The organism is Cellulomonas humilata (assembly GCF_030814415.1).
Classification (GTDB): Bacteria; Actinomycetota; Actinomycetes; order Actinomycetales; family Cellulomonadaceae; genus Cellulomonas; species Cellulomonas humilata_A.
Genome location: NZ_JAUSVB010000001.1, coordinates 737,403 through 761,044, shown reverse-complemented (window position 1 = coordinate 761,044; position 23,642 = coordinate 737,403). Strand labels below are relative to the sequence as shown.

The window sequence follows — 23,642 nt, the reverse complement described above, 5'->3', positions numbered from 1 at the left end:
CACGACCGGTACGACAGGTGGCAACACCCGTTGCCGGAACACGGAAGGGAACGACATGCTGCGACGGCTCGGCATCCGCGCCAAAGTGATGGCTGTCCTTGCCGTCCCCATGATCGTGCTGCTCGCAGCCGGCGGGTTCATCTCCTGGAACGCCATCCAGGAGCTGCGGTACGCCAAGGCAGCAGACAGCGTGATCACGACGCTGCAGGCCTACACCCCCGTGTCGAGCTCGCTGCAGGCCGAGCGGCTCCTGTCGCTGAACGGCGGCTCCGCCGAGGAGATCGCCGCCGCGCGTGCACAGACCGACGCCGCGCTGGCCGCGGTGCGGCCCATCACCGCCGCCCTCGACCTGAGCCAGTTCCCGCAGCCGGTCGTCGACCGGTTCGTCGAGGTGCAGCTCGCGCACAACACGATGCTCCCCGCCGTCCGTACGGGCGTCGACATCAAGTCGCAGCGGGCGCAGCTCGAGAACAACTACGCCTCCATCATCGAGGGCCAGCTCAGCCTCATGGAGCAGGTCGCCAACAGCCTCGAGAACCGCGACCTGGCGCAGTACGTCACCGCCTACCGCGAGATCGGCACCACCGCCGACAACCTGGTCGTCGAGATGATCGACGGAATCCAGCTCCTCAGCACCCGCGCGCCGGCCCCTGCCTCGGTTCGTCAGTACGACACGCAGACCGCCGCCACCGAGCTGGCCCGTGCCCGTGCCCACGCCGCCATGGACTCGCTCGGTGTCGACTCCCTGGTGATGCCGACCAAGGACCCGACGTCCAACTTCACCCGCATGCGGGCGCCGCTCCAGCAGGGCAACCCGGCCGGTTTCGCGCAGATCGACCCGATGGCGTACGTGCAGGAGATCCAGCAGCAGCTGGTCAGCCTCTCCGCGCTCAACACCGACGTGCTCGACGAGGCGCACAACGTCGCCTCCGCGGCGGCGACCGAGGCCCAGACCCAGGCGCTCGTCACCATCGGCATCGTCATCGCGGCCTTCGTGGTCTCCCTCTTCTTCGCCCTCCTCGTCGCCCGAGGCATCGTCGTCCCGCTGCGGCGCCTCACCAGGGCTGCCGCCGACGTCCGCGAGCAGCTGCCGCGACTGGTCGAGCAGGTGGCCGTCCCCGGTGAGGGCCCGGAGATCACCCTGGCGCCCATCCCGGTGACGTCCCGCGACGAGGTCGGCCAGCTGGCCGCAGCGTTCAACTCGGTGAACTCGACCACGGTCCAGGTCGCCCAGGAGCAGGCCGCCCTCCGTGGCTCCATCGCGGAGATGTTCGTCAACGTCGCCCGCCGCGACCAGGTCCTCCTCAACCGCCAGCTGTCGTTCATCGACTCGCTGGAGCGTGCTGAGGAAGACCCGAGCACCCTGGCCAACCTCTTCCGCCTCGACCACCTCGCCACCCGCATGCGTCGTAACGCGGAGTCCCTCCTCGTCCTCGCCGGCATCGACTCGGGTCGTCGTCTGCGCGACGCCATGCCGCTGTCCGACGTGGTCCGCACGGCCTCCTCGGAGATCGAGCAGTACGACCGGGTCGAGCTCGACCTGCAGGTCGACCCGCACATGCACGGCTTCAACGCCCTCGGCGCCGCGCACATGCTCGCCGAGCTCCTCGAGAACGCGACGATCTTCTCCGAGCCGGAGACGCCCGTCACGGTCACCACCGGTGTCTCGGGCCAGTTCGTGGTCGTCCGCATCCTCGACCAGGGCCTGGGCATGAGCGACGCCGAGCTCGAGGCCGCGAACTCGAAGATCATCTCGACCTCTGCCAGCGACTCCCTGGGCAACCAGCGCCTCGGCCTCTTCGTCGTCGGCCGCATCGCCCAGCGCCTGGGTGCCGACGTGCGACTGCTCAAGGCCGCGCACGGCACGGGCACCGAGACGATCGTCCGGTTCCCCGCGACGCTGTTCGTGATGACCGAGACCAACCTGTACGGCAACGGGGCGCCCGCCGCCCTCGCCGGACCGCGCAACGACCCGGGCCTGCCGCAGATCGAGGCGCCCGTCGTCGAAGAGGTCGACCTCGCCGCCCTGACGGACGGCCAGACGTCGCTCGGCCTGCCGCACCGCCGTCGTCGCGACGACGGTTCGGACGAGACCGTCGGCCCCATCCCGGTCACGGAGCTGGCGCAGTCCACGGGTCTGCCGAGCCGGTCGAAGAAGACGTTCGACGAGGACAACCTGGTCCTGCCCGAGGCACCCGACGGGCACATCGCCCCCGAGATCTCGGCTGCCGGCTCCGACTGGAAGCCTGCGACGGTCGCCCCCCTCAAGGGTGGTCTCCCGAGCCGTAGCCGCGCCGCCACGTCGGCCTGGGCCAAGCCGGAGGAGACGGCCGCCCCGGCGTCCACCGCTGCCGCCCCCGCCCCTGCCGCCCGTGCCGGTCTCTTCTCCGGCTTCCGCGGCCGGACCGAGGCTGCTGCGACCACTGACACCGGTGAGAACCTCGTCGTCCCCGGCCTGATGTCCGAGGACCAGGAGCGCGCCCAGCTGCCCGCCCAGTCCAACGCCGTCCGCGCCCCGTGGATGTCGAGCGGTGCCCACGCCGCGCCCGTCGAGCCCATGGTCGTCCCGCAGCTCGCGGACGACGAGGACTCGTGGGAGGCGCAGGAGGCCGAGAACCGCGAGGCGCAGAACGTCGCGTCCGCTGCTGCGCTCGTCGCCGCCGACGAGGCCGCACAGGCTGCTCCCGTGCAGGAGGAGGCACCCGCATGGGAGCCGACGCCGGCCTGGGACACCGCGCAGGTCGAGGCTCCCGCCGCCGAGGCCCCCGTGTGGGAGGCGCCCGCCTGGGACGCTCCCTCCGCTGAGGCCGTCGCCGCCGAGGTTCCGGCCTGGGAGGCACCCGTCGCCGAGTCCGAGGCGTGGGAGGCACCCGTCGCGGAGAGCTCCGGCTGGGAGGCACCCGTTGCCGACGCTCCCGTCTGGGAGGACTCGTCCGCCACGGAGAACCCCGTCTGGGACGACTCCGTCGCTGCGGAGACCCCCGCCTGGGAGGCTCCCGCTGCGGAGGCTCCCGCCTGGGACGTGCTCGACGCCGACGCGACCCCTGCCTGGGACGCACCGATCGTCGCCGAGACGCCGACCTGGGAGGCGCCCGCCGCCGCCGCGTCCGCGTGGGACCAGACGGCCGTCGACGACGAGCCCGCCTGGGAGGCGCCGGTCGTCGGCGAGGACGCCCCGGCCGCACTGACCTCGCGCTCCGCCGCCCCGGCACGCGAGGACGAGGTCGCAGCTCCTGCGGCTGCCGTGCCCGCCGCACCGGTCGTGCCCGCCCGGACCTTCACGTCCTACAGCGGCTACTCCGGCTGGGGTGCACCCGTCGCCGACGTCCCCACGCCGTACCAGCCCTCGGAGCGCACGCTCGACGAGGCTCGTGCCTGGCACACCGGCGCCATGCCGATCGTCCCGGAGGCTGCCGTCGCAGCTGCCGAGCCGGTCGAGGCGCCCGTCGAGACCGTCGACGAGCAGGCCCCTGCCGCCGACGACTCCGCCTGGCCCGTGCCCGCCTGGGAGCCGCCGACCTGGCAGTCGCCCGAGTGGGCCGAGCAGCCGGCCGAGGCTGTCGCCGAGGTCGAGCCGGTCGTCGAGCCCGAGCCCGAGCCTGAGCTCGCGGTCGTCGACGGCGTCGCGTTCCAGCGCGTCTACCTCGAGCCCGACCCCGAGGGCGAGCCCGAGTACGCCGCCGAGACCGAGGTCTACGTCGCACCCGAGGCCGAGCCTGTCGCGGAGGAGGCGCCCTCGTGGGCCGCCCCCGTGCAGGAGGCGGCGCCGGCGTGGCCGACGTTCCAGACCCAGCCCCAGCAGGTCGAGGCGCCGACGCAGGTCTTCACGCCGATCGAGGCTGCTGCCGCGGTCGAGCCGGAGCCCGCACCGCAGGCACCCGTCTACCAGGAGGCCCCGGTCGCGTACGCCGCACCCGAGGCCGCCGCCCCGGCGTGGGCCCCGACCGCACCTGCTCCGGCAGCTCCGGCCGCCCAGGCTCCGTTCGCCGAGGTCGTGCAGTCGCAGTCGCACCCGCAGGCCGACGACGCCAAGGGTCGCCGCAAGTGGGGCCTGTTCGGGCGGAAGAAGGGTGACGACGGCGCGCCGGAGACCTCCGGACCCGTCCCGGTGCAGAACGCGCCCGCTCCCGTCAGCCAGGCCGCACCCGTGCGGACCTCGGCGTGGACGGCGGACTCTGCCGCCCAGCAGTCGCCCACGGGTGCCGACTCGTCGCAGTCGTGGATGGCGTCGACCACCTGGTCGGCTCCTGCCGCCCCCGCGCCCGTGTCGCACGCTCCCGCCTCGCTGGAGCCCGTGTCGGCAGGGTCGTGGGCACCGCCCGAGTGGGCCGCCCGACCCGGCAGCAACCCTGCGCCGTCGTCGACGGTCCCGCAGCCCGCGCTGCCGCCGTCGGTGGCACCTCGGGTCGGCACGCTCGACGACGAGGTGGCCGCGATGCTGGCCCTCCGTTCGGACATCCAGGAGCAGGCACTCTCCGAGCTCTCCCAGCTGTCGGCCTACCGGCCGGCTGCCTCGGGCGGCAACGCGGAGCGCCTCACCAAGCGAGTCCCCACAGCTGTCCCGGCGACGACCGTCACCGAGGACGAAGGGAAGCCCGTGCAGCGTGATGCGGACCAGCTCCGGTCGCGTCTGTCGAGCTTCCAGTCCGGGACCTCCCGTGGCCGTCGTGCCACGGAGGACCCGTCCGGCCAGAACGGCGTGAGCTGATGACTGCCCCAGACCCCACAACCGTCGTCACCACCATGGTGGCGTCTGACCCCGCAGTCATCGACTGCACCAGCAAGGAGGAAGTGTGACCGCGCTCAGCACCGAGGCAGCCAACTTCGGCTGGCTCCTGGACAACTTCGTCCGGACCGTGCCCGGCACTCGCCACACACTCGTGGTGTCTGCGGACGGTCTTCTCATGGCGATGTCCGAGCAGCTCGACCGCACCAGCGGCGACCAGCTCGCGGCAATCGTCTCCGGGATGTCTAGCTTGACCCGTGGCGCCGCGCGCCAGCTCCGTGCGGGGGAGGTGCGTCAGGCGATCATCGAGATGGACAACTTGTTCCTCTTCCTCATGAGCGTCTCGAACGGCTCCGTCCTCGCCGTGGTCGCGGAGTCCAGCTGCGACGTGGGCCTCATCGGCTACGAGATGGCGATGCTCGTCTCTCGTACCGAGGCGACCCTCACCCCGCAGCTCATCTCCGAGATGCGTGGCCAGCTCCCTATCGACGGCGCGACCCGCGCCCCGGTGGCCTGAGGCCACGGGGAGTCTGACCCATGAGCGAGCACATCGAGTACGAGGCCAGAACGGTCCGGCCCTATGCCGTGACCGGTGGCCGCGTGCGCTCGGCGCGCTCCGACCTGCCTCTCGAGGCGCTGGTCGAGGCAATGCCGGGCGCCGTGACGAGCCAGGGTCTCCCGCCTGAGAAGCGGGCGATCCTCCAGCACGCCGCGTCGAACTACATCTCGGTCGCCGAGCTTTCTGCTCTGCTCCACCTGCCGCTCGGCGTGATCCGGATCCTCGTGTCCGACCTCGCAGACCAGCAGTACGTGCGCGTGCACACCTCACAGCCGGTCGAGGTCAACACCGGTGAATCGCCTGCCCTGTCCCTCAGCGTGCTGGAGAGTGTTCTCAATGGCATTTCCGCCCTCTGACGCCGCTGTGGCCGCTCCGGCGGGCACGGCAGGAAGCGTCGCACCCACAGTCGTCAAGATCGTCGTCGCCGGCGGGTTCGCCGTCGGCAAGACGACCTTCATCGGCTCCATCTCCGACATCGAGCCCCTCAACACCGAGGCCGCGATGACCGAGCACTCCGTCGGCGTCGACGACGCCGGTGGTGTCTCCGACCGCAAGACCACCACCACGGTGGCCATGGACTTCGGTCGCATCGCCCTCCCGGGGTCGCTCTGGCTCTACCTGTTCGGTACGCCTGGCCAGGACCGCTTCCTGTTCATGTGGGACGACCTGGTCCGCGGTGCCATCGGCGCCGTCGTCCTGGTCGACACCGACCGGCTCGACCAGTGCTTCCCGGCCGTCGACTACTTCGAGAGCCGCGGCATCCCGTTCGTCGTGGGTGTCAACTGCTTCGACGGCGTCGCCAAGCACCAGCTGGACGACGTCCGCGAGGCGCTCGCGATCCCGGCGCACGTGCCGGTGCTCTACACGGACGCGCGTTCGCGTGCGGCCACCAAGCAGGCTCTGATCTCCCTCGTGCAGCTCGCGATGGAGCGTCTGCGCAGCCGGTGACCACTCAGGTCTCACCCGACCGCGGCCGGCCCCTGCAGGGGGGCCGGCCGCCGTCGTTGTCGGCCGACGTGAGCGATCATGGGGGTGTGCCCGTCCCGTCCCCGAACCAGCCTGCTGATCGCGGCGTTCTGCCGCGACCGCGACCGGCGGGCGACGACGCGGCGCCGGTCGCCCCGCCGCCTCCGGTGACGCGGGTGTACGCCGACGGCTCGGCGCTGTCGCGGTACCTCGTCGGTGCGCCCTGCCGCGAGCAGTGGCTCGCCTGGACGGCGGAGCACGAGTCGCAGCTGGTGACCACGCCGCTCGGTCTGACCGAGCTGCGACGCGTCGCACAGCCGCGCGGGGTCGAGGCGACGGGGGTCGCGCACGACGTGGAGGAACGCGTCGAGGTGATCCGGTTCTCCGACCAGACCCTGAAGGCGGCGACGAAGGTGTCGGGCGTGCTCCCGCCGTTCGTCGCGCTGCACATCGGGGCTGCCCTCGCGCACCCGGACGTGTCGAGCGTCGCGACGTACGACGTCCAGCTGGCCCAGGTCTCCGCCCTCCACGGGCTCACCGTGGTGTCGCCGGGGTGGCCTTCGTCCTGGTGGGAGCGGGAAGGCTAGCCCTGGCACCCTTCCCCGGCACGCCTGACGAGCCTAGGTTCGGGGGATGACGGATGACGGCGGTACACGGGCCTCGACGGTGCTGGATCCCGGAGCTGTCGGACCCGCTCCACCGTTGACGCCGACGCGGAGACGAGCCCCCGGCCAGGTCCACCTCCTGAGCCGCAACGAGCGTGAGGCTCGAGGAGCGGCCGCCCGGGTGCTGCTCCCGCGGGAGAGCCTCGCGGACATCGGGACGACGACGGAGCGCCCCGACCCCGTGGACCTGCTGGCGTCCCAGGGTCTGTCCCGGGTGACCGAGCTTCTCCCGCTGCGGTACGGGCGCATGTCCAGCTCCGCGTTCGCGTTCTACCGTGGCGCCGCCCTGCTCATGGCCTCTGATCTCGCGGCAACCCCGGACTCCGGGCTCGACGTGCAGCTGTGCGGTGACGCGCACATGTCGAACTTCGGCCTCTACGGCACCCCGGAACGTCGGATGCTCTTCGACCTCAACGACTTCGACGAGACGCTCCCAGGCCCGTTCGAGTGGGACGTGAAGCGGTTGCTGGCGAGCGTCGAGATCGCCGCGCGCAGCATCGGCGCGGGGGACAAGGAGCGGCGCAAGATCACGACGGACGTCGCGAAGGCCTACCGGACGGCGATCCGTGGCTTCGCAGCGCAGCCGAACATCGACGTCTGGTATGCGCGGCTCGACGTGGACGACTTCCTGAAGGAGCACGGCGGATCGTTGGGCAAGGCGCAGTCGAAGACGACGCAGTCGACGGTGAAGAAGGCGCGCAGCCGGGACCACCTGCGGTCGGTGGAGAAGCTGACCGAGCTGGTGGACGGGCGTCGGCGGTTCGTGTCCGACCCGCCCCTGGTGACTGCCCTGGACGATCTGCTGGGCGACCAGGCGCCGTCCTTCCGCGCCGCGCTCGGGGAGCTGGTGCACGCGTACCAGACCAGCCTCCAGCCGGACCGTCGGCACCTCGTCGGGCAGTACCGGCTGGTCGACATGGCCCGCAAGGTCGTCGGTGTGGGCAGCGTCGGGACGCGGGCCTGGATCCTGCTGCTCGAGGGCGCCGACGACGGCGACCACCTGATCCTGCAGGCGAAGGAGGCTCAGCCCTCGGTTCTCGAGCAGTTCCTCGGGGCCAGCGAGTACACGCAGTCGGGGCAGCGGGTGGTCGAGGGGCAGCGGCTCATGCAGGCGGCGAGCGACGCGATGCTCGGCTGGCAGCGGACCCGGGGGATCGACGGCGTCGAGCGCGACTTCTACATCCGCCAGCTGCGCGACTGGAAGGGTTCGGCGGTCATCGAGGAGATGCGTCCCGAGGGCTTCAGCAAGTACGGCGGACTGTGCGCGTGGACCCTGGCCCGCGCGCACGCACGGTCGGGCGACCGGGTGGCCATCGCGGCCTACCTCGGTGGGTCCAAGGCGGCCGACGAGGCGTTCGCCGACTACGCCGCGACGTACGCCGACCGGAACCAGGCGGACCATGCCGCTCTCGTGGCGGCGATCGGCTCCGGTCGCCTCGCGGCAGTGCACGGGGTGTGACGAGGGCTCAGCCCCGGCCCAGCGCCGCGACGGCCGCCGACACCAGCGCCGGGTCCGTCGTCGTGTAGCCGGAGGTCCCGCCGCCGGGTCCGCCGGACTCGTCGACGTGCCGGCTCGCGGACAGGTGCACGGCGTCGACGCCGACGGCGACGAGGGCGGGGATGTCCGCGGGCTGCACGCCGCCGCCGGCCATGACCTGGAGCCGACCGCGGGAGTGGGCGACGGCTGCGGCGAGCCGGTCGAGACCGTCGATGCTGCGGGCGGCGCCGCCGGAGGTCAGCACGCGCACGACACCGAGCGACACGAGGTCGTCCAGGGCGGCGTCCAGCAGGGGGACGGTGTCGAGCGCCCGGTGGAACGTGACCTCGCGCCCGTCGGCGGCGTCGACCAGCCGGGAGACGGCGTCGCGGTCCACCGCGCCCGAGGCGGTCAACGCACCGACGACGACCCCGGCAGCACCGGAGCGCACGGCAGCCCGGACGTCCCTGACCTGCACGTCGAGCTCGTCGGCGGTGTAGACGAACGACCCGGCGCGGGGGCGGACCAGCACGTGCACGCCGACGAGCGACGGCAGCGCGGCGACGACGGCGTCGAGGAGCCCGATGCTCGGCGTCAGGCCCCCGGTGGCGGCGAGCGCGGCGCACAGCTCGAGCCGGTCGGCTCCGAGGTCGGCGGAGAGGACCGCGCCGGTGACGTCCTGGACGGCGATCTCGAGAAGGGTCATGCCCACGAGAGCAATGGTTCGCCTGCGGCGACGGTGTCGCCGGGTCGCGCGAGCCGGGTGAGGGCGTCGGCACCTGCCTCGAGGCCGACGACCGGACAGACCGGGGAGCGCCCGCCCAGCGCGGACGGGTCCCAGCTCACGACGACCTGCCCCGCGGCGACGACGGCTCCTTCGGAGGCGTGCAGCGTGAACCCGGCACCGCCGAGCTCGACGGTGTCGATGCCGAGGTGGACCAGCACCGCGCGGCCGTCGTCGTGCTGCACGACGAACGCGTGCGGGTGGAGCTTCACGATGGTGCCGCCGATGGGGGAGATGACCTCGGAGCCGGCAGCGAGCGGGGGGTCGAGCGCGAGGCCGGGGCCGACGAGCTCGGCGGAGAACACGGGGTCGGCGACCTCGGAGAGGCCCAGGACCTGGCCGCTCACGGGGGACAGGACGGTCAGGGTCGTCATCAGCGCAGGTCCTCGATGTCGGAGGCGAGCGTGTCCGCCTCGGGTCCGACGATGACCTGCACCGCGACACCGGAGCGCACGACGGCGATCGCGCCGGCCTTCTTGAGCCCCGGCTCGTCCACGAGCGAGGGGTTCTCCACCTCGACACGCAGGCGGGTGATGCACGGCTCGAGGTCGAGGATGTTGGCGTCCCCGCCCAGCGCCGCAAGGATCTGCTCGGCCTTCGTCATGTCCTGCTCCTCACATCAGCTCGTCGAGATCGGTGGCGATGAGGTCGACGTGCGGCCCCACCACCACCTGGACCACGCGTCCGGAGATCATCACGCCGAAGGCGCCGGCGGCACGCAGCCCGGCCGCGTCGACACGGCTCGCATCGCGCACGAGCGAGCGCAGCCGCGTGGTGCACGGCTCGATCTCGTCGATGTTGTCGACGCCTCCGAGGGCAGCCAGGATCGCTGCCGCCTGGTCTCTGCTCTGCGGCCTCATTGCCGTCCTCCGGTGGTTGGGGTGGTCAGTACGGTGGTCGGCCGCTGTTCACTCTCAGCGCGACGTCGGGGTACGAGGGCTGGTCTCGGGGCGCGCAGGGGGACCCACACGCTGTAGCGGTCGGCGCGGTAGCAGGCGCGGGAGAACATCGTCGCGCTGTCGACGGAGTACGTGCGTCGCTCGGCGCGCAGGACGGCGCGGGCGTCGCCGAGCCCGAGCAGGGACGCCTCGGTGTCGGTGGCCTCGTCGGCGGACAGCGTGTCCTCGCCCCACTCGGGGGCCAGCCCGGCCTCCCGCAGCGCCTCGTACATGCTCGCCGGGGGGCCGTCGTCGAAGAGCGTGGGCGCCAGGACGACGGGCACCCACGCCTGCTCGATGCAGATGGGGACGCCGTCGGCGCTGCGGACCCGGTAGAGGAAGTGCACCTTCTGGCGCGGCTCGAGCTCCAGGGCGGTGGCGACGTCGGGGGTCGCGGAGACGACCTGGGCCGCGAGCACGGTCGTCGCGGGCTCCATGCCGCGTCGACGCATCTCCTCGCCGAACGTGGTCAGGCGCATCTCGAAGTCCATGCGCTGCGGGGCGACGAAGGTGCCGCGCCCCTGCTCGCGGACCAGGACGCCGTCGGTCACGAGCGTGTCGACGGCCTGCCGCACGGTCATCCGGGACAGGCCGAACTGCTGGCTGAGATGCCGCTCCGACGGGATGGCGTCGCCGACCTGGAGCTCCTGCGCGACGAGGGCGGCCAGATGGTCGCGCACCGTCAGGTACTTGTGCGCGCTGCCCTGCTCAGGCTCGTCCACGCGAGGTCACTCCTTTGTGAGGCGACGGTCGTCGTCGTCTCGACGTGACCCTTGACACATCATGAGGTCTAGACCAGTCTGCTCGCAACTGGTCCAGACCAGAAGCAGGATCCCCTCCCCCAGAGCATCGCAGGACACCCAACGAGGAGTGCTCCATGACCACCGCCACCGCGGACGCCCCCGCGTCCATCGAGAAGCGCGGCTTCCCCGGCCTCGCCCAGCTCCAACGCATCGGCCGCTCGCTCATGCTGCCGATCGCCTCCCTGCCGGCCGCCGCGCTGCTGCTGCGGCTCGGCCAGGACGACATGCTCGGCAAGGCCGGACTCGGCGCGAGCGTCGAGTGGATGCTGCCGGTCGCCGCCGTGCTCGCGGCAGCGGGCGACGCCCTGTTCGCCAACCTCGCCATGCTGTTCGCCGTCGGTGTCGCCGTCGGCTACGCCCGCAAGTCCGACGGCTCGACCGCGCTCGCCGCTCTCATCGGGTACCTCGTGTTCAAGGGCGTCACCACCGCCCTGTCGCCGTACATCCTCGGCCTGCCGCCGGAGGGCAAGCCCCAGGAGCTCATCAACTACGGCGTGCTCGGCGGCATCGTCATGGGCCTCGTCGCCGCCCTGCTCTACCAGAAGTACTACCGGATCAAGCTGCCGCCCTACCTGGCGTTCTTCGGCGGCCGGCGCTTCGTGCCGATCGTGACCGCCGGTGCGGCCATCCTGATCGCGGTCGCCGCCGCGCTGGTCTACCCGGCGTTCGACGCCGGCTTCACCGCGGTCGGCGAGTGGGTCACCGGATCGGTGGTGCTCGGCGGGTTCGTCTACGGGACCGCCAACCGCCTGCTCGTGCCGATCGGCCTGCACCACCTGCTCAACTCGATGCCCTGGTTCCAGTTCGGTGAGTACACCGACGCGAACGGCGAGGTCTGGAACGGCGACATCGCCCGCTTCCTGCACGGCGACCCGACCGCGGGCACGTTCATGACGGGCTTCTTCCCGATCATGATGTTCGCCCTGCCCGCCGCAGCACTCGCGATCGTGCACACGTCCAAGGCGAAGAACCGCAAGGTCATCGCCGGCATCATGGGCTCCGCCGCGCTGGTCTCGTTCGTCACGGGTGTCACCGAGCCGCTCGAGTTCGCGTTCGTCTACGTCGCCTACCCGCTGTACGCCATCCACGCGGTGCTCACCGGCACGTCGCTCGCGCTCGTCAACGCGCTCGGCATCCGCGACGGGTTCGGGTTCTCGGCCGGGGCCATCGACTACGTGCTCAACTTCCGCATCGCGGAGAAGCCGCTGTGGCTGATCGTGATCGGCCTCGGCTACGCGGCCGTGTACTACTTCCTGTTCCGATGGGTCATCACGAAGTGGCAGCTGCGGACCCCGGGCCGTGAGGACGACGACGACCCGACGACGCCGACGGCCGAGGACCGACCGACGCCGGACCGAGCGATCGAGCCGGCCGAGCAGACGGCCCCCGCCCGATGACGCCCGCGGTCGTCGCCGCCCCGCTGACCCTGAGGGGGTTCGGGGTCAGCCCAGGACGTCGGGCAGGAGTCGTGGCGCGCATGCCCGACGCCCCGCCGGCGCCGTCGCCCGAGCCGTCGGCTCCGGGGACGGACCTGGCGGCGGCGGCGACCGCGGTCGATCAGGCGGCGGCGCGGGTCCGCGACACGCTGGCCCGCGCCGCCGACACGGCGACCGGGGAAGCGGCCGACATCCTCGCCGTCACCGCGGCGATGGCCGCGGACCCCTCGCTCGCCGACGAGGCCCGGCGGCGGGTCGTCGAGAACCGGTCCACGCCCGCGCGGGCCGTGTGGGACGCGGCCGAGCTGGTCGCGGAACAGCTCCGGGCCCTGGGCGGGATGTTCGCCGACCGGGCGCGGGACGTGCAGGACGTGCGGGACCGGATCATCGCGGAGCTGCTGGGCCTCCGGGCGCCGGGCGTCCCCGACCCCGGAGCACCGTTCGTGCTGGTGGCGCGGGATCTCGCCCCCGCCGACACCGCACGGCTGGACCCCGCCCACGTCCTGGCGATCGTCACGGCCGGCGGCGGGCCGACGGCCCACACGGCGATCCTGGCGCGGTCGCTCGGCATCCCGTGCGTCGTCGCGGTGGCGGGGGCGCTCGACATCGCCGACGGCGAGACTGTGCTCGTCGACGGGTCGACCGGCGACGTCGTCCGGCACCCGTCGCCCGAGTCGGTCGAGCGCGCCGCGCACGCTCGCCCCCGGCCCACCCGGCTGGAGCGTCCCGGACGCACCGCCGACGGCCACCTCGTCGCGCTGCTGGCCAACGTCGGCGACCCCGCCGGGGCCGTCGCCGCGGCGGAGACGGGCGCCGAGGGGATCGGGCTGTTCCGCACCGAGTTCGGGTTCCTGGGCCGGACCACCCCGCCGAGCGTCGCGGAGCAGGTGGCGGCCTACGCGCAGGTGTTCGACGCGTTCCCCGGCCGACGCGTCGTGATCCGCACGCTCGACGCCGGCGCCGACAAGCCGCTGCCCTTCGTGACGGCCGCGGGCGAGCCCAACCCGGCGCTCGGTGTCCGCGGGCTGCGCACCTCGTGGGCGCACCCGGCCGTGCTCGACGACCAGCTCGCGGCGATCGCGCAGGCCGCGGCGTCGTCGTCGGCGGACGTCTGGGTCATGGCACCGATGGTCGCGACGGCCGACGAGGCCGACGCGTTCGTCGACCGCTGCGCCGCCCACGGGCTGCCGCACGCCGGGATCATGGTCGAGGTCCCCGCGGCCGCACTCCGCGCCGCCGACCTGCTCGACCGCGCGCGGTTCGCGAGCCTCGGTACCAACGACCTCACGCAGTACGCGATGGCGGCGGACCGCGAGCTCGCCGGGCTGGCACAGCTGTCGACGCCGTGGCAGCCGGCCGTGCTCTCGCTGGTGCAGCTCGCATGCGCGGGTGGTCAGGCCAAGGCTCGGCCCGTGGGGGTCTGCGGCGAGGCCGCGGCCGACCCGGCGCTCGCACCCGTCCTGGTCGGGCTCGGCGTCACGTCGCTGTCGATGACAGCGCGGGCGCTCCCGGACGTCGGCGCCGTGCTCGCCGCAGTCACGCTCGACGAGTGCCGGGCGCTCGCCACCTTGGCGCTCGCGCAGCGCACGGCCGACGAGGCGCGGTCAGTCGTCCGCGCCTCGCTCGGCGACGTGCTGGAGGAGCTGGGTCTCTAGGCCGTCTGCTGGAGGAACTGCTCGAGCGCGTCGATCGAGGCGGCCGCGTCAGCGTCGTCGTCGGCGGTGGCCAGCACGACCTCGTCGCCGGACCCGACGCCCAGCGTCATGATCGCGAGGATCGACGCGGTCGCGACGGGCGTCCCGCCGGTCTTCGCGATGGTCACCTTCGCCGGGAGCCGGCCAGCCGCCGCGACGAACTGGGCGGCGGGGCGCGCGTGCAGCCCCTCGGGTAGTGCGACGACGACGGAACGCTGCATGGCCTGCCTCCTGGGCGGGGTCGACGGTGACGCTCTCGACCTTACTGGTCTAGACCATGTTCCCGCGAGTGCTTGTGGGAGACTTCTGCCGCTGCGGGCTCGTCCCGCACAGGAGGGCTGTCTGAGCGGCCGAAAGAGACGGTCTTGAAAACCGTTGGAGCGGGACAACCCCGTTCTCGTGGGTTCGAATCCCACGCCCTCCGCCGTGTGACGAACGCTGCGCGCAGGTCAGCGCGAGACGGCCTCGGCCGCCGAGCGGACGGCGTTCGACGCCACGGGCGCCGCGCGGTGCCCGGTCCGGGCGACCACCAGGGCCGCGACGCCCAGGGCCAGCACCAGGGGCGAGCCGATCTCCAGCGCGCGCAGCAGGGTGGAGCTCGTGGCGAGGGCGCCGATGCCGAGCGCGGCAGCCGCCTGGAGGACGTAGGCGACGACGTAGGCCGCGGACAGCACGGCCGCGCGGTGGTGCACGGGCGCACTGAGCGTCACCAGACCGAGGCCGCCGGAGAACAGGAGGCTGTAGCCCGCGCCCGCGACGACCGACGAGGCGAGGAAGAGCGGGAGCGAGTGGGCCAGCCCGGCGCCGATCAACAGGGCGAGACCGAGGGCTGCGGCAGGCGGCCCGATCGTCACGGCTGTGCGCGGGGCCAGGCGCCGGGCCAGCACCGCGACGACGCCGATGACGACTGCGGACACAGAGATGATCGCGCCGCCGACCAAGGCGTCGTCCGAACGCACGAGGTCTCGGGCGATCTGGGCGCCGAGCGCCAGGAAGATCGCGCCCATCGCGTAGGCGCCGCTGACCGCCAGCGTGCCGGCGACGAACGGCGCGCGGGCGTCGCGCGGGACGTGAGGCCTGCGCGGACGCCAGGGGCCCGCGGTCTCGTCGCGCGTGTGCCGGGGGAGCAGCCAGACCAGGGCGGCGCTCAGGGCGGTGACGACGACGAGCACCCAGAACGTCAGGTGCGTGGGCCACGGCCCGTACTGCACGAGCGCGCCGCCCACGAGCGTGGCGAGCGCGAGGCCCGTGGCCGTCGCCGCGGTCGTGGCCGAGCTCGCCCGCGCCTGCTGACCGGGGCTGCTGAACTCGATCATGGCCGCCGTGGCGGGGCTCAGCGAGAGGCCGACGCCGACGCCCATGAGCGCGCGGCCGACCAGCACCCAGGCGAGGTCCGGGGCGAGCCCGAACGCGAGCGCCCCGAGCCCGAGCGCAGCGAGGCCGTACAGCATGGTGGCGCGGCGGCCGATGACGTCGGACAGGTTGCCGAACAGGACGAGGACCGGGACGAGCACCAGCGGGTAGACCGCGAAGATCAGGGTCGTCGTCGTCGGCGTCAGGCCCCACTCGTGGGCGTAGAGCGGGTAGACGACGGTCGGGGCGCCGCTGGCCCAGAGGGCGAGGGCGGCGACGAGAGCGGCGGTCCAGAAGCCTGCGCGGCGGTCGAGCTGGGGCACGTCGTCTCCCGGGGCTGAGTAGGTCTGGCAAACCTAGCACTCTGACTAGGTTTCGCCAATACAGGGGGGTACGATCGGCGTCGTGACCCGCTCGCTCACCGCCGTCGACAGCCGCTGCTCGATCGCGCGCGGCCTCGAGATCCTGGGCCAGAAGTGGACCCTGCTGATCGTCCGCGAGGCCTTCAAGGGTCGGACCCGATTCGCGGAGTTCCGCGAGCGTCTCGGGATCGCGCCGGACGTGCTCGCCGACCGCCTGAACGCGCTGGTCGAGAACGGCATCCTCGAGCGCCGCGCCTACCGCGAGGCCGGGGAGCGCGAGCGCGAGGAGTATGTGCTGACGGACGCGGGCCGCGATCTCGCACCGGTCCTGGTCGCGATCCGCGACTGGGGCGACGAGCACCGGCCCACGGGCTTCGGTCCCGCTGCGCTCCCGGTCGAGGCGGCCACGGGGGCGTCGGTGCGGATGGCGTTCCTCACCGACGACGGGCGCGAGGTGCCGGCGCGCGACGTGGGGCTCGTGCGGGGACCGGGAGCCGAGCGCTTCTAGCTACGGACACCTGCTCGCAGCAGCGCGGACGCGTGCCCGGCGCTCGTGACGAAGATTTCCTTGCTCGTCCGGCTCACGGCCTGCCGGGAGCGAGCTCGATGTCCCGGCGGAGGTACCACCACGCGAGCAGCGCGCACACGACACCGTTCACCAGGCCGACGGCCACGTCCGTGGGGTGGTGCATCCCCCGGTAGAGGCGCGCCGTGGCGACCGCGAAGGGGACCAGGAGGCAGGCCAGCGTCAGCCCCCAGCGCAGCCACGGCCGGGTGATCCGCTGGCACAGCAGGGCGAGCGACACGTAGAGCGCAGCCGAGGCGCTGGTGTGCCCGCTCGGGAACGCCGTGGTCGGCGGTGAGTCGTCCAGCAGGCCCACGGGCGGGCGTTCCCGGCCGACGAGCAGCGACGACGTGAAGAAGAGGACCGCCTGCATCCCGAGCGCGATCGCCGGCACAACCGCCAGCCACCACTGCCTGGTCCGCCACCAGAGCAGCGCGACCACCAGCACGCACACCGCGATGGCGAACTGGGTCTGCCCGAAGTCGGACAGCACCAGGGTGAGGGTGTTGAGCCCCGCGGTGCGGCGCGCCTCGAACCACCGGTCGACGCCGGTCTCGGCCGGCAGGTCACCCAGCGGCCCGACGATCAGGAGCCCGATCCCCACCATCACCAGCCACCAGAGCGCGGCTGGGAAGAGGGCCCGCCTCGCGAGGTCACGGCACGCCGACCCGAACGTGGGGGCGGACGTGTCGAGCTCGTAGCGGTGCACGAACGTGTGGACGGTGCCGTGGAACTTCGTCTCGCCGACGAGCAGGGTCATGAGGCTCCTTGGGTGGAGGGCCGCGGTCGCCAGCCCTGGTAGCCGATCGCGGAGGCGCCGACGATCGCGGTGCCGAGCAGCACGCCCGCGACCACGTCGGAGGGGTGGTGCACGCCGAGAAGGACCCGGTCCGCGGCGGTGACCACGGTGACGGTGCCGGCGACGACCGGGACGACGACCCGGCCGCGAGGTCCGAGCAGCGGCCAGAGGAGCAGCGTGGTCGTCAGGGCCGCGGCGGCGGTGTTCATCGCGTGGCCGGAGGGGAAGCTCGACCCCGGAGCGTGCTCGAGCGCGTCCTCCACCACCGGCCGCGCCCGTCCCACGAGACCTTTCGCGCCAACCTGCAGCGCCCACGCGAGCATGACCGTGAGGAACGCCCACAGCGCGCGGGTCGGCAGACCGTGCCGCCGCCAGAGCCGCAGGCAGACCAGCCCCACGGCCAGGTTGACCCAGATCGGCCTGAGCAGCTCCTGCCACACAGCGAGCACGTGCAGGAGCCCGGGGTGCTCGCGGGTGAACGAGGTCGCGACCACGACCGTCTGCTCGTCGAGCCGCGACAGCCCGGGCGCCTCCGCGCGGACGAGGTAGGCGAGGACGACGACGGGTACCGACACTCCCGCACCGAAGGCGACCGCCCGCAGGAGGGCACGGCGACGCACCGGGGGATGAGGCATCCCCGCAGGCTAGGAGACCGCGGCGTACTCGGCTCGTTGGGCGGTCGTCGGGTGGTGGACGTCACCCGTCGGGCGCGGCGCGCGGGCTCTGGCGGGCGCTCGCTCCGACGCCCGCCTAGGCTCACGGCGTGCCCCGACGCCATGTCCAGCTGCACGCCCGCCCGCCGCAGGAGGCGCAGGGGGAGGCCGTCGACGTGCTCGTGCGGCGCGGTCTCGACGACCTGCGCGTCGAGCTGGGCGTGCCGGCGGAGTTCCCGGCGCACGTGATCGCCGAGGCGGAGGCGGCGGCGGCCGGTGCGCCCGACGGTGAGCGGTCCGACGCCACCGACATCCCGTTCGTCACCATCGACCCCGAGGGCTCGAAGGACCTGGACCAGGCCGTCCACATCGAGCGCCGCGACGGCGGGTTCCGGGTGCGGTACGCGATCGCCGACGTCGCCGCGTGGGTGTCGCCGGGCGGCGCTCTCGACGACGAGGCGCGCGACCGCGTCGAGACGCTCTACGCCCCGGACGGCCGCACGCCGCTGCACCCGCCGCTCCTGTCGGAGGGCGTCGCGAGCCTGCTGCCCGACCAGGTGACGCCGGCTCTGCTCTGGACGATCGACCTCGACGCGGAGGGGGCGCCGGTCGACGTCGACGTGCGCCGCGCCTCTGTACAGAGCCGTGCACAGCTGACGTACGTCGGTGCGCAGGCGGCCCTCGACGACGGCACCGCGGACGAGACGCTGCAGCTGCTGCGGGAGGTGGGCATCCTCCGGGAGGCTGCCGAACGAGCCCGTGGCGGCATCACGCTGCCCACGCCGGAGCAGGTGGTCGAGCAGGGGGCCGACGGCGTGTGGACCCTGGGCAGCCGCGCCACCCTGCCGGTCGAGGAGTGGAACGCGCAGATCTCGCTGCTCACCGGCATGTGCGCGGCACGCCTCATGCTCGACGGCCGCATCGGCATCGTGCGGACGCTGCCCGACGCGGACCCGCGTGATGTCGAGCGGCTACGCCTCTCCGCGCACGCGCTGGGTGTGCCGTGGCCGGCGGGCGCGACCCCGGGCGACATCATCCGCGACCTCGACGCGGGCAACCCGGCGCACGCGGCCCTGCTCACCGACGCGACCTCGCTGCTGCGCGGTGCCGCCTACGTGGCGTTCGACGGTGAGGTGCCGAGCTTCACCATGCACGCCGCCATCGCGGCGCCCTACGCCCACACGACGGCCCCGCTGCGGCGGCTGGTGGACCGCTTCGTCGGCGAGACGTGCCTCGCCCTGTGCGCCGACCGGCCGGTCCCGGACTGGGTCCGCGACGCGCTGCCCGAGCTGCCGGGACTCATGGCGTCGGGGGACAAGCACGCCGCCGAGTTCGAGCGCGGCAGCCTGGACCTGGTCGAGGCGGCGCTGCTGACCGGGCGGGAGGGCGAGGTGTTCGACGGCGCGATCGTCGACGTCCGCGCCGACCGCGACACCGGTGTCGTGCAGCTGCGCGACCCGGCCGTCCGCGGACGCATCGAGGGGGCGTCCCTTCCGCTGGGCGAGGACGTCCAGGTCCGCCTCACCGAGGCATCCGTGGCGCAGCGCAAGGTGCTGTTCGAGCTGGCTCAGGCCGACTCGGCCTCGTCGTCGGCCCCGAACCTCGAGCGCAGGTAGTCCGCGTACCCCGCGGGTGCCCGGCCGACCAGGCGCCCCGAGGTGACGACATCGCACTCGTCCGTCGCGACGACCCGGGCGCCCGACGCGACGAGAGCGGCCACCAGGTCGACGTCCTCGTGGGCAGGCCGGCCGGGGAAGCCGCCCGCGCGCAGGTAGGCGTCGGCACGCACGCCGAGGTTGGCGCCGTGCACGTGCCCGTTGGGTCGGCCCGGGACCCGGGTCGCGCGCCAGCCGGCCAGCTGGGTCGGGGTGAGGTCGGCCGGGTCGGGCCGCACCGTGCCGACCAGCACGTCGGCACCCGCGTCGGCGAGCCGCACGTGCTCCAGGATCCAGCGTTCGGGGACCGCGGAGTCGGCGTCGGTGCTGGCCAGCCATGTGCGGTCGGGGTCGGTGGTCGCGCGGTCGAGCGCGTCGCGCACGCCCGCGGCACGAGCAGCGCCGACGCGGCCCTCGTCAAGGTCGACGAGCCGCACGTCGAGGTGACCGAGCGCGACGGAGCGTGTGCCGTCGGTGCACCGGTCGAGCACGAGCACGAGGTCCACCGTCAGGTGGGGCAGCACCGCCCGTGCCGCCTGCCGGGATGCCTGCAGCGCGGCGAGGCACCGGCCGACCAGGGCCTCCTCGTCGCGAGCCGGCACGACGACCACGACATGAGCGATCCGGGGTCTCATGCCAGACCCGTCCGCTGCGCCACCGATCGCGGGTCGTCGCCATACACGTCGAGCAGCAGGTCCTTCTCGCGGTGCTCCGCCAGCAGCGTGAGGTCGGTGGTCCGGCGCAGCCGGCGGTGCACCTCGTCGCCGGTCAGCGGGTACGCGTCGACGGGGTGGTGCCAGTGGCAGACCAGGAGGGTGCCGCCGGGGGCGAGGCGGGCACGCAGGTCGGCGAGCACCCGGTCGAGCGTCGGGCGGTCGACGTAGTAGCCGACCTCCGAGAGGACGACGAGGTCGAACGAGCCCGCAGGCACCGCGTCGGCCACGTCGGCGACCTGCACGTGCACCTGCGGCAGGTCGACCACGCGCTTGCGGGCGCGCTCGACCGCGGCCGCGGACACGTCGACCGCGAGCAGGTGGTCCGCGCGCTGCGCCAGCTCCGCGGTCAGCACGCCGATCCCGCACCCGACCTCCAGGACGTCCCGGTAACGGTCGTCCGGGAGTGCGGCGAGCGTCAGTGCCCGCTTGCGCTCCTCGTACCAGCGGTCGGTGTACCCCCAAGGGTCGTCGTGCCGGTCGTACGTGGCGTCGAAGAACTCGCCTGCGAGCGTGGGGCGTGCAGGCTCCTGGGAGACGACGATCTCGACGTCCCGGTCGAACGTCCGCAGGAACGCCGGGTGCAGCGTCGGCGCATCCGTCGGGTCCGACGACAACGGCGCGACCTGGGTGGTGTGCGCGGCGACCGCCCGGTGCTTGCGGACCACCGATCGGTCCGCCAGCTCCACCACACGGAGCCGGTCCCACGGCACCCGGGGGTCGTCGGGGGTTGCCCAGTGCCACAGCCAGATCGGGTACTCCAGGAACGTGCAGCAGAGCTCGGCGGCCAGCGCCGCGCACACCTCGCCCACGATCCGGTGGTCCCGGTGGCCGTCGCCCCGCCACGTCGCGATGAGCTGGTCGACCGGGGGACCGTCGTTCAGGAGCGCCCGCAGATCGGCATCGATCGCGTCGCGCACCTCGCGCAGACCACCGTCCGGGTGCCCCAGCATCGTGATCGGTGAGGCCGGCGACACGACGTGCACGGCGTCGACCACCTCCGCCCACCGGCGTCCCGCCAGGGCGTCCGGGTCCAGCGTCGGGGACCCCGGGTGCGACGCGCTGCCGTCCGAGACGATCACGACCTCGGCCGGGCACCCGGCGTCCGCCAGCTCCGCCAGGATGCCGCCGACCCCCAGGGTCTCGTCGTCGGGATGCGCGGCGACCACGACGGTCCGTCCCGTCCGGCGCAGCGCGAGCGCGGGCAGGTCACGGAAGCGCGGGTCGGCGGACCACGCCTCGGCCGGGGTGCCCGGTGCGCGACCGTCGAACGTCACCACGGCGGCGCCGCCGACGCGAGCGCGTGCCCCAGCGAGACGTCGTCGCGCTCGGCGTGCTGCTGGCGCACGTAGACCTGCAGGTCGGCGACGCGCTTGGCGTGCTCCGGCTCGAGCGCCAGCGGAGCGGGACCCAGGGCGTGCGCGGCGTGTGTCAGGACGTCCTCGCAGACGCCCGCGACGGTCGCCCGGACCCGCTTGGCCAGGAGGCGCCCCTGCGCGGCGTCGACGTCGTGCGCGTCGACCAGCCAGGCAGCCTCGGCGAGCGCCCGTCGCGCGTCCTCGAGCCGGTGGTCGACCGCGCCGAGATGCATCGCGAGCAGCGGGTCGTCGCGCTGAGCCGCCTCGGCATGCACGCGTCGACCGATCCCGACCGCGCCCCCGAACCAGCAGGCCGCCACCCCGATCCCGCCCCACCAGAACCCCGGACGCTCCAGATACCAGCCGGGCGCGCCGACCGGCGTCGCGACGACGTCGTCGAACGCGACCGCCGTGCTGGGGATCTCGGTCAGCCCGCGCGACGCCCACTCCTGGTCGAGCAGCCGGACCCCCGGATCGTGGAGGTCGACGGCGAACAGCGCGCGGCCACCGCCGGCCAGGTGGGCGGTGACCAGGGCGGCGTCCAGCACGCCGGCCAGCGAGCACCACGGCTTGGTCCCGCCGAGCCGCCAGCCGTCGCCGGCGTCGACCGCGTCGAGCCGCACGCCGGGACCCTCGGCGGCGTACACGCCCCAGGTGCGGTCGTCGCGGTCGGGCACGCCCGCCTGCGTGAGGATCGCGCGGGCATCCAGGTGCGGCTCCACCGCGCGCGCGACGCCGAGATCAGTGGCTCCGAGGGTGGCCAGCAGCTCCCAGAGCTCGCGGGTCGCGCCCTCGCCGGGGACCAGGTGCTCCGGCCAGGCGGTGCGCAGTGCGTCGTCGACCGTCCGTGGGACGTCGAGGGGCGGTCCGCCCGTGCGGAACGGCAGCAGGCGCACGGCGTCGTCGACCATCGTCGTCTCTCCGGGGGCCGCGCCTCGGACCGTTGCTCGATCCGTCGTCCCAGATCATCACCGCCACTCGCCTGACGCGCGACCTGGGACGACACCCGTGCGCGGACGCACTCCCGCGTGGCAGGGTCGGAGCGTGCACCCGAGCGCCGGACCGATCCGATGAGCGAGCTCGACGAGGTCGTCGACGACCTCTACTCCGGACCGCCCGCCGAGTTCGTCTCCCGGCGAGCCGCCGCGGTCAAGGCCGCTCGCGCGGACAAGGACCGTGAGCTGGCCGAGGCCATCGGTGAGCTGCGCAAGCCCACCGTCTCCGCCTGGCTGGTCAACCTCCTGGTGCGCGACGACGCCGACCTCGCAGGCCAGATCGTCGCCCTGGGCGAAGGGCTTCGCGACGCCGAGAAGTCCCTCGACGGCCCCGCCCTGCGCGAGCTGTCGAAGCAGCGCCGGCAGCTGGTCCGCTCGCTGGTGGCCCGGGCCCGCAAGCTCGCGCAGCCGACCGGGCAGAAGGTCGGCGACGCCGTCGTGCAGGAGCTCGACGCCACGCTCACCGCCGCCCTGGCCGACCCGGCCGTCGCCCGCGAGGTGGTCTCCGGCCGGCTGACCGCCGCGCGCGAGTACGCGGGGTTCGGCAGCGCGGACTCGTCCGACGGCACCGCGCCCCCTCCGCCGAAGCCGCCGCCCCCGCCGAAGGAGAAGCCGGTCACGGCGACCCCGGCCCGCGGGAAGCTCCGGCTCGTGGGGGAGTCGGAGAGGGCGGAGCCGACGAAGGAGACCGGGGAGTCGGCCGCGGAGCGCGATCGTCGGCGCCGCCGCGAGGAGCGCGAGCAGCGGGCGCGCGACGAGGCCCAGGCCGCGTGGGAGCAGGCGGAACGCGCGGCGACCGAGGCGAGGCGTCGTCACGACGCAGCAGTCGCGGCCCGCGACGAGAGCGCCGCCGAGGTCGAGCGGACCGAGGCGGCCGCCGCGCGCGCACACGAGGAGGAGGACGACCTGGTCCGCGCGCTCGCGGAGGCCCGCCGTCGGCTCGCCGCCGCCGGGAAGGCCGCCACGGTCGCGGACAAGGAGGTCGGCACCGCGCAGCAGACCCTGCGTGCCGACGAGCGCGAGCTGGCGACGGCGGAGCGCGAGCTGGGCCGCGCGGAGCGGGCACGCGAGGCCGCGGCGGCCGCCCGGGAGGCGACGGCGTCCTCCGACGGCTGACCCGTCCGTCGGTGGTCTCGGCAAG

The 23,642-nt window shown here is 73.5% G+C and carries 23 protein-coding genes and 1 tRNA gene; 12 read left to right on the top strand and 12 right to left on the bottom strand.

Annotated features, from left to right (window positions below; all coding sequences use genetic code 11):
• Positions 1 to 55 precede the first annotated feature (55 nt).
• From J2X26_RS03415 to J2X26_RS03390, 6 genes are all read left to right on the top strand, one after another.
• Positions 56 to 4,708 (top strand): ATP-binding protein, encoded by a 4,653-nt coding sequence (locus J2X26_RS03415; protein WP_307489813.1) that lies wholly within the window; start codon positions 56 to 58, stop codon positions 4,706 to 4,708.
• Positions 4,709 to 4,793: 85 nt separating this feature from the next.
• A complete protein-coding gene (locus tag J2X26_RS03410; protein ID WP_055916474.1) occupies positions 4,794 to 5,243 on the top strand; it encodes a roadblock/LC7 domain-containing protein in 450 nt (149 codons plus the stop codon).
• Between the two features lie 20 nt (positions 5,244 to 5,263).
• Positions 5,264 to 5,641, top strand: coding sequence for a DUF742 domain-containing protein (locus tag J2X26_RS03405; protein ID WP_055916477.1), 378 nt, complete (start codon positions 5,264 to 5,266; stop codon positions 5,639 to 5,641).
• Positions 5,622 to 6,233 (top strand): GTP-binding protein, encoded by a 612-nt coding sequence (locus J2X26_RS03400; RefSeq protein ID WP_055916480.1) that lies wholly within the window; start codon positions 5,622 to 5,624, stop codon positions 6,231 to 6,233. The genes J2X26_RS03405 and J2X26_RS03400 overlap by 20 nt, the downstream gene beginning before the upstream one ends.
• An 86-nt stretch (positions 6,234 to 6,319) precedes the next feature.
• A complete protein-coding gene (locus J2X26_RS03395) occupies positions 6,320 to 6,838 on the top strand; it encodes a hypothetical protein (protein WP_307489812.1) in 519 nt (172 codons plus the stop codon).
• 199 nt (positions 6,839 to 7,037) lie between these two features.
• Positions 7,038 to 8,375 (top strand): DUF2252 domain-containing protein, encoded by a 1,338-nt coding sequence (locus J2X26_RS03390; RefSeq protein ID WP_307489811.1) that lies wholly within the window; start codon positions 7,038 to 7,040, stop codon positions 8,373 to 8,375.
• 7 nt (positions 8,376 to 8,382) lie between these two features.
• Here J2X26_RS03390 and J2X26_RS03385 read toward each other — a convergent pair whose 3' ends face one another.
• The 5 genes from J2X26_RS03385 to J2X26_RS03365 are packed head-to-tail and all read right to left on the bottom strand — an operon-like array spanning position 8,383 to position 10,837.
• Complete coding sequence (locus J2X26_RS03385) at positions 8,383 to 9,099, bottom strand: copper homeostasis protein CutC (protein WP_307489810.1); 717 nt, start codon at positions 9,097 to 9,099, stop codon at positions 8,383 to 8,385.
• A complete protein-coding gene (locus J2X26_RS03380; RefSeq protein WP_307489809.1) occupies positions 9,096 to 9,551 on the bottom strand; it encodes a PTS sugar transporter subunit IIA in 456 nt (151 codons plus the stop codon). Before J2X26_RS03380 ends, J2X26_RS03385 begins: the two co-directional genes overlap by 4 nt.
• Positions 9,551 to 9,781, bottom strand: coding sequence for a PTS glucose/sucrose transporter subunit IIB (locus tag J2X26_RS03375; protein WP_307489808.1), 231 nt, complete (start codon positions 9,779 to 9,781; stop codon positions 9,551 to 9,553). Before J2X26_RS03375 ends, J2X26_RS03380 begins: the two co-directional genes overlap by 1 nt.
• 10 nt (positions 9,782 to 9,791) lie before the next feature.
• Complete coding sequence (locus J2X26_RS03370; protein ID WP_056589159.1) at positions 9,792 to 10,037, bottom strand: glucose PTS transporter subunit EIIB; 246 nt, start codon at positions 10,035 to 10,037, stop codon at positions 9,792 to 9,794.
• Positions 10,034 to 10,837, bottom strand: a complete 804-nt coding sequence (locus J2X26_RS03365; RefSeq protein WP_307489806.1) for a GntR family transcriptional regulator — start codon at positions 10,835 to 10,837, stop codon at positions 10,034 to 10,036. The genes J2X26_RS03370 and J2X26_RS03365 overlap by 4 nt, the downstream gene beginning before the upstream one ends.
• 155 nt (positions 10,838 to 10,992) lie before the next feature.
• Between J2X26_RS03365 and J2X26_RS03360 the strand changes: the two genes are divergently transcribed.
• Together J2X26_RS03360 and ptsP are read left to right on the top strand one after the other, a co-directional pair.
• A complete protein-coding gene (locus tag J2X26_RS03360) occupies positions 10,993 to 12,315 on the top strand; it encodes a PTS transporter subunit EIIC (protein ID WP_307489804.1) in 1,323 nt (440 codons plus the stop codon).
• A gap of 80 nt (positions 12,316 to 12,395) precedes the next feature.
• Entirely contained in the window at positions 12,396 to 14,009 is a 1,614-nt protein-coding gene (gene ptsP, locus J2X26_RS03355) for a phosphoenolpyruvate--protein phosphotransferase (protein WP_439897813.1), read from the top strand.
• Here the strand turns inward: ptsP and J2X26_RS03350 are convergent.
• Positions 14,006 to 14,269, bottom strand: a complete 264-nt coding sequence (locus J2X26_RS03350) for an HPr family phosphocarrier protein (RefSeq protein ID WP_307489802.1) — start codon at positions 14,267 to 14,269, stop codon at positions 14,006 to 14,008. The two genes, ptsP and J2X26_RS03350, sit on opposite strands and share 4 nt — an antisense overlap.
• A 111-nt stretch (positions 14,270 to 14,380) precedes the next feature.
• On the opposite strand from J2X26_RS03350, the gene J2X26_RS03345 reads away from it, so the two are divergent.
• A tRNA-Ser gene (locus tag J2X26_RS03345) sits at positions 14,381 to 14,472 on the top strand.
• Positions 14,473 to 14,497: 25 nt separating this feature from the next.
• Here the strand turns inward: J2X26_RS03345 and J2X26_RS03340 are convergent.
• Positions 14,498 to 15,724 carry an MFS transporter gene (locus tag J2X26_RS03340; protein WP_307489800.1) on the bottom strand — a complete coding sequence of 409 codons (1,227 nt, stop codon included), beginning with the start codon at positions 15,722 to 15,724 and terminating at the stop codon, positions 14,498 to 14,500.
• Between the two features lie 82 nt (positions 15,725 to 15,806).
• Here J2X26_RS03340 and J2X26_RS03335 point away from each other — a divergent pair, with 82 nt between their 5' ends.
• Entirely contained in the window at positions 15,807 to 16,271 is a 465-nt protein-coding gene (locus tag J2X26_RS03335) for a winged helix-turn-helix transcriptional regulator (protein ID WP_307489798.1), read from the top strand.
• A 73-nt stretch (positions 16,272 to 16,344) separates the two neighbouring features.
• On the opposite strand, the gene J2X26_RS03330 is transcribed toward J2X26_RS03335, so the two are convergent.
• The gene (locus J2X26_RS03330) at positions 16,345 to 17,088 is read right to left on the bottom strand and encodes a phosphatase PAP2 family protein (RefSeq protein ID WP_307489797.1); all 744 of its coding nucleotides are present in this window, start codon (positions 17,086 to 17,088) and stop codon (positions 16,345 to 16,347) included.
• Positions 17,085 to 17,762, bottom strand: a complete 678-nt coding sequence (locus J2X26_RS03325; RefSeq protein ID WP_307489795.1) for a phosphatase PAP2 family protein — start codon at positions 17,760 to 17,762, stop codon at positions 17,085 to 17,087. The genes J2X26_RS03330 and J2X26_RS03325 overlap by 4 nt, the downstream gene beginning before the upstream one ends.
• A 128-nt stretch (positions 17,763 to 17,890) precedes the next feature.
• On the opposite strand from J2X26_RS03325, the gene J2X26_RS03320 reads away from it, so the two are divergent.
• Positions 17,891 to 19,396 (top strand): RNB domain-containing ribonuclease, encoded by a 1,506-nt coding sequence (locus J2X26_RS03320; RefSeq protein WP_307489794.1) that lies wholly within the window; start codon positions 17,891 to 17,893, stop codon positions 19,394 to 19,396.
• Here J2X26_RS03320 and J2X26_RS03315 read toward each other — a convergent pair.
• Genes J2X26_RS03315 through J2X26_RS03305 form a run of 3 tightly spaced genes read right to left on the bottom strand, consistent with a single transcriptional unit; the run spans position 19,348 to position 22,417 of the window.
• Positions 19,348 to 20,070: a glycosyltransferase gene (locus J2X26_RS03315; protein ID WP_307489792.1), complete on the bottom strand. Its 723-nt coding sequence runs from the start codon at positions 20,068 to 20,070 to the stop codon at positions 19,348 to 19,350. The genes J2X26_RS03320 and J2X26_RS03315 overlap by 49 nt on opposite strands.
• Positions 20,067 to 21,428, bottom strand: coding sequence for a PIG-L family deacetylase (locus tag J2X26_RS03310; protein ID WP_307489790.1), 1,362 nt, complete (start codon positions 21,426 to 21,428; stop codon positions 20,067 to 20,069). The genes J2X26_RS03315 and J2X26_RS03310 overlap by 4 nt, the downstream gene beginning before the upstream one ends.
• Positions 21,422 to 22,417, bottom strand: coding sequence for an acyl-CoA dehydrogenase (locus J2X26_RS03305; protein WP_307489788.1), 996 nt, complete (start codon positions 22,415 to 22,417; stop codon positions 21,422 to 21,424). Before J2X26_RS03305 ends, J2X26_RS03310 begins: the two co-directional genes overlap by 7 nt.
• A gap of 159 nt (positions 22,418 to 22,576) precedes the next feature.
• On the opposite strand from J2X26_RS03305, the gene J2X26_RS03300 reads away from it, so the two are divergent.
• On the top strand, positions 22,577 to 23,617 hold the full coding sequence (locus J2X26_RS03300; protein ID WP_307489787.1) for a hypothetical protein: 1,041 nt from the start codon (positions 22,577 to 22,579) through the stop codon (positions 23,615 to 23,617).
• Positions 23,618 to 23,642: the final 25 nt, after the last annotated feature.

What these genes read in the sequence shown, in the direction of transcription:
- J2X26_RS03415 (WP_307489813.1), top strand. Translation starts at nt 56, where the DNA reads ATGCTGCGACGGCTCGGCATCCGCGCCAAAGTGATGGCTGTCCTTGCC.
- J2X26_RS03405 (WP_055916477.1), top strand. Translation starts at nt 5,264, where the DNA reads ATGAGCGAGCACATCGAGTACGAGGCCAGAACGGTCCGGCCCTATGCC.
- J2X26_RS03400 (WP_055916480.1), top strand. Translation starts at nt 5,622, where the DNA reads ATGGCATTTCCGCCCTCTGACGCCGCTGTGGCCGCTCCGGCGGGCACG.
- J2X26_RS03385 (WP_307489810.1), bottom strand. Translation starts at nt 9,099, where the DNA reads ATGACCCTTCTCGAGATCGCCGTCCAGGACGTCACCGGCGCGGTCCTC.
- J2X26_RS03380 (WP_307489809.1), bottom strand. Translation starts at nt 9,551, where the DNA reads ATGACGACCCTGACCGTCCTGTCCCCCGTGAGCGGCCAGGTCCTGGGC.
- J2X26_RS03375 (WP_307489808.1), bottom strand. Translation starts at nt 9,781, where the DNA reads ATGACGAAGGCCGAGCAGATCCTTGCGGCGCTGGGCGGGGACGCCAAC.
- J2X26_RS03370 (WP_056589159.1), bottom strand. Translation starts at nt 10,037, where the DNA reads ATGAGGCCGCAGAGCAGAGACCAGGCGGCAGCGATCCTGGCTGCCCTC.
- J2X26_RS03360 (WP_307489804.1), top strand. Translation starts at nt 10,993, where the DNA reads ATGACCACCGCCACCGCGGACGCCCCCGCGTCCATCGAGAAGCGCGGC.
- ptsP (WP_439897813.1), top strand. Translation starts at nt 12,396, where the DNA reads ATGCCCGACGCCCCGCCGGCGCCGTCGCCCGAGCCGTCGGCTCCGGGG.
- J2X26_RS03350 (WP_307489802.1), bottom strand. Translation starts at nt 14,269, where the DNA reads ATGCAGCGTTCCGTCGTCGTCGCACTACCCGAGGGGCTGCACGCGCGC.
- J2X26_RS03330 (WP_307489797.1), bottom strand. Translation starts at nt 17,088, where the DNA reads ATGACCCTGCTCGTCGGCGAGACGAAGTTCCACGGCACCGTCCACACG.
- J2X26_RS03325 (WP_307489795.1), bottom strand. Translation starts at nt 17,762, where the DNA reads ATGCCTCATCCCCCGGTGCGTCGCCGTGCCCTCCTGCGGGCGGTCGCC.
- J2X26_RS03315 (WP_307489792.1), bottom strand. Translation starts at nt 20,070, where the DNA reads ATGAGACCCCGGATCGCTCATGTCGTGGTCGTCGTGCCGGCTCGCGAC.
- J2X26_RS03305 (WP_307489788.1), bottom strand. Translation starts at nt 22,417, where the DNA reads ATGGTCGACGACGCCGTGCGCCTGCTGCCGTTCCGCACGGGCGGACCG.
- J2X26_RS03300 (WP_307489787.1), top strand. Translation starts at nt 22,577, where the DNA reads ATGAGCGAGCTCGACGAGGTCGTCGACGACCTCTACTCCGGACCGCCC.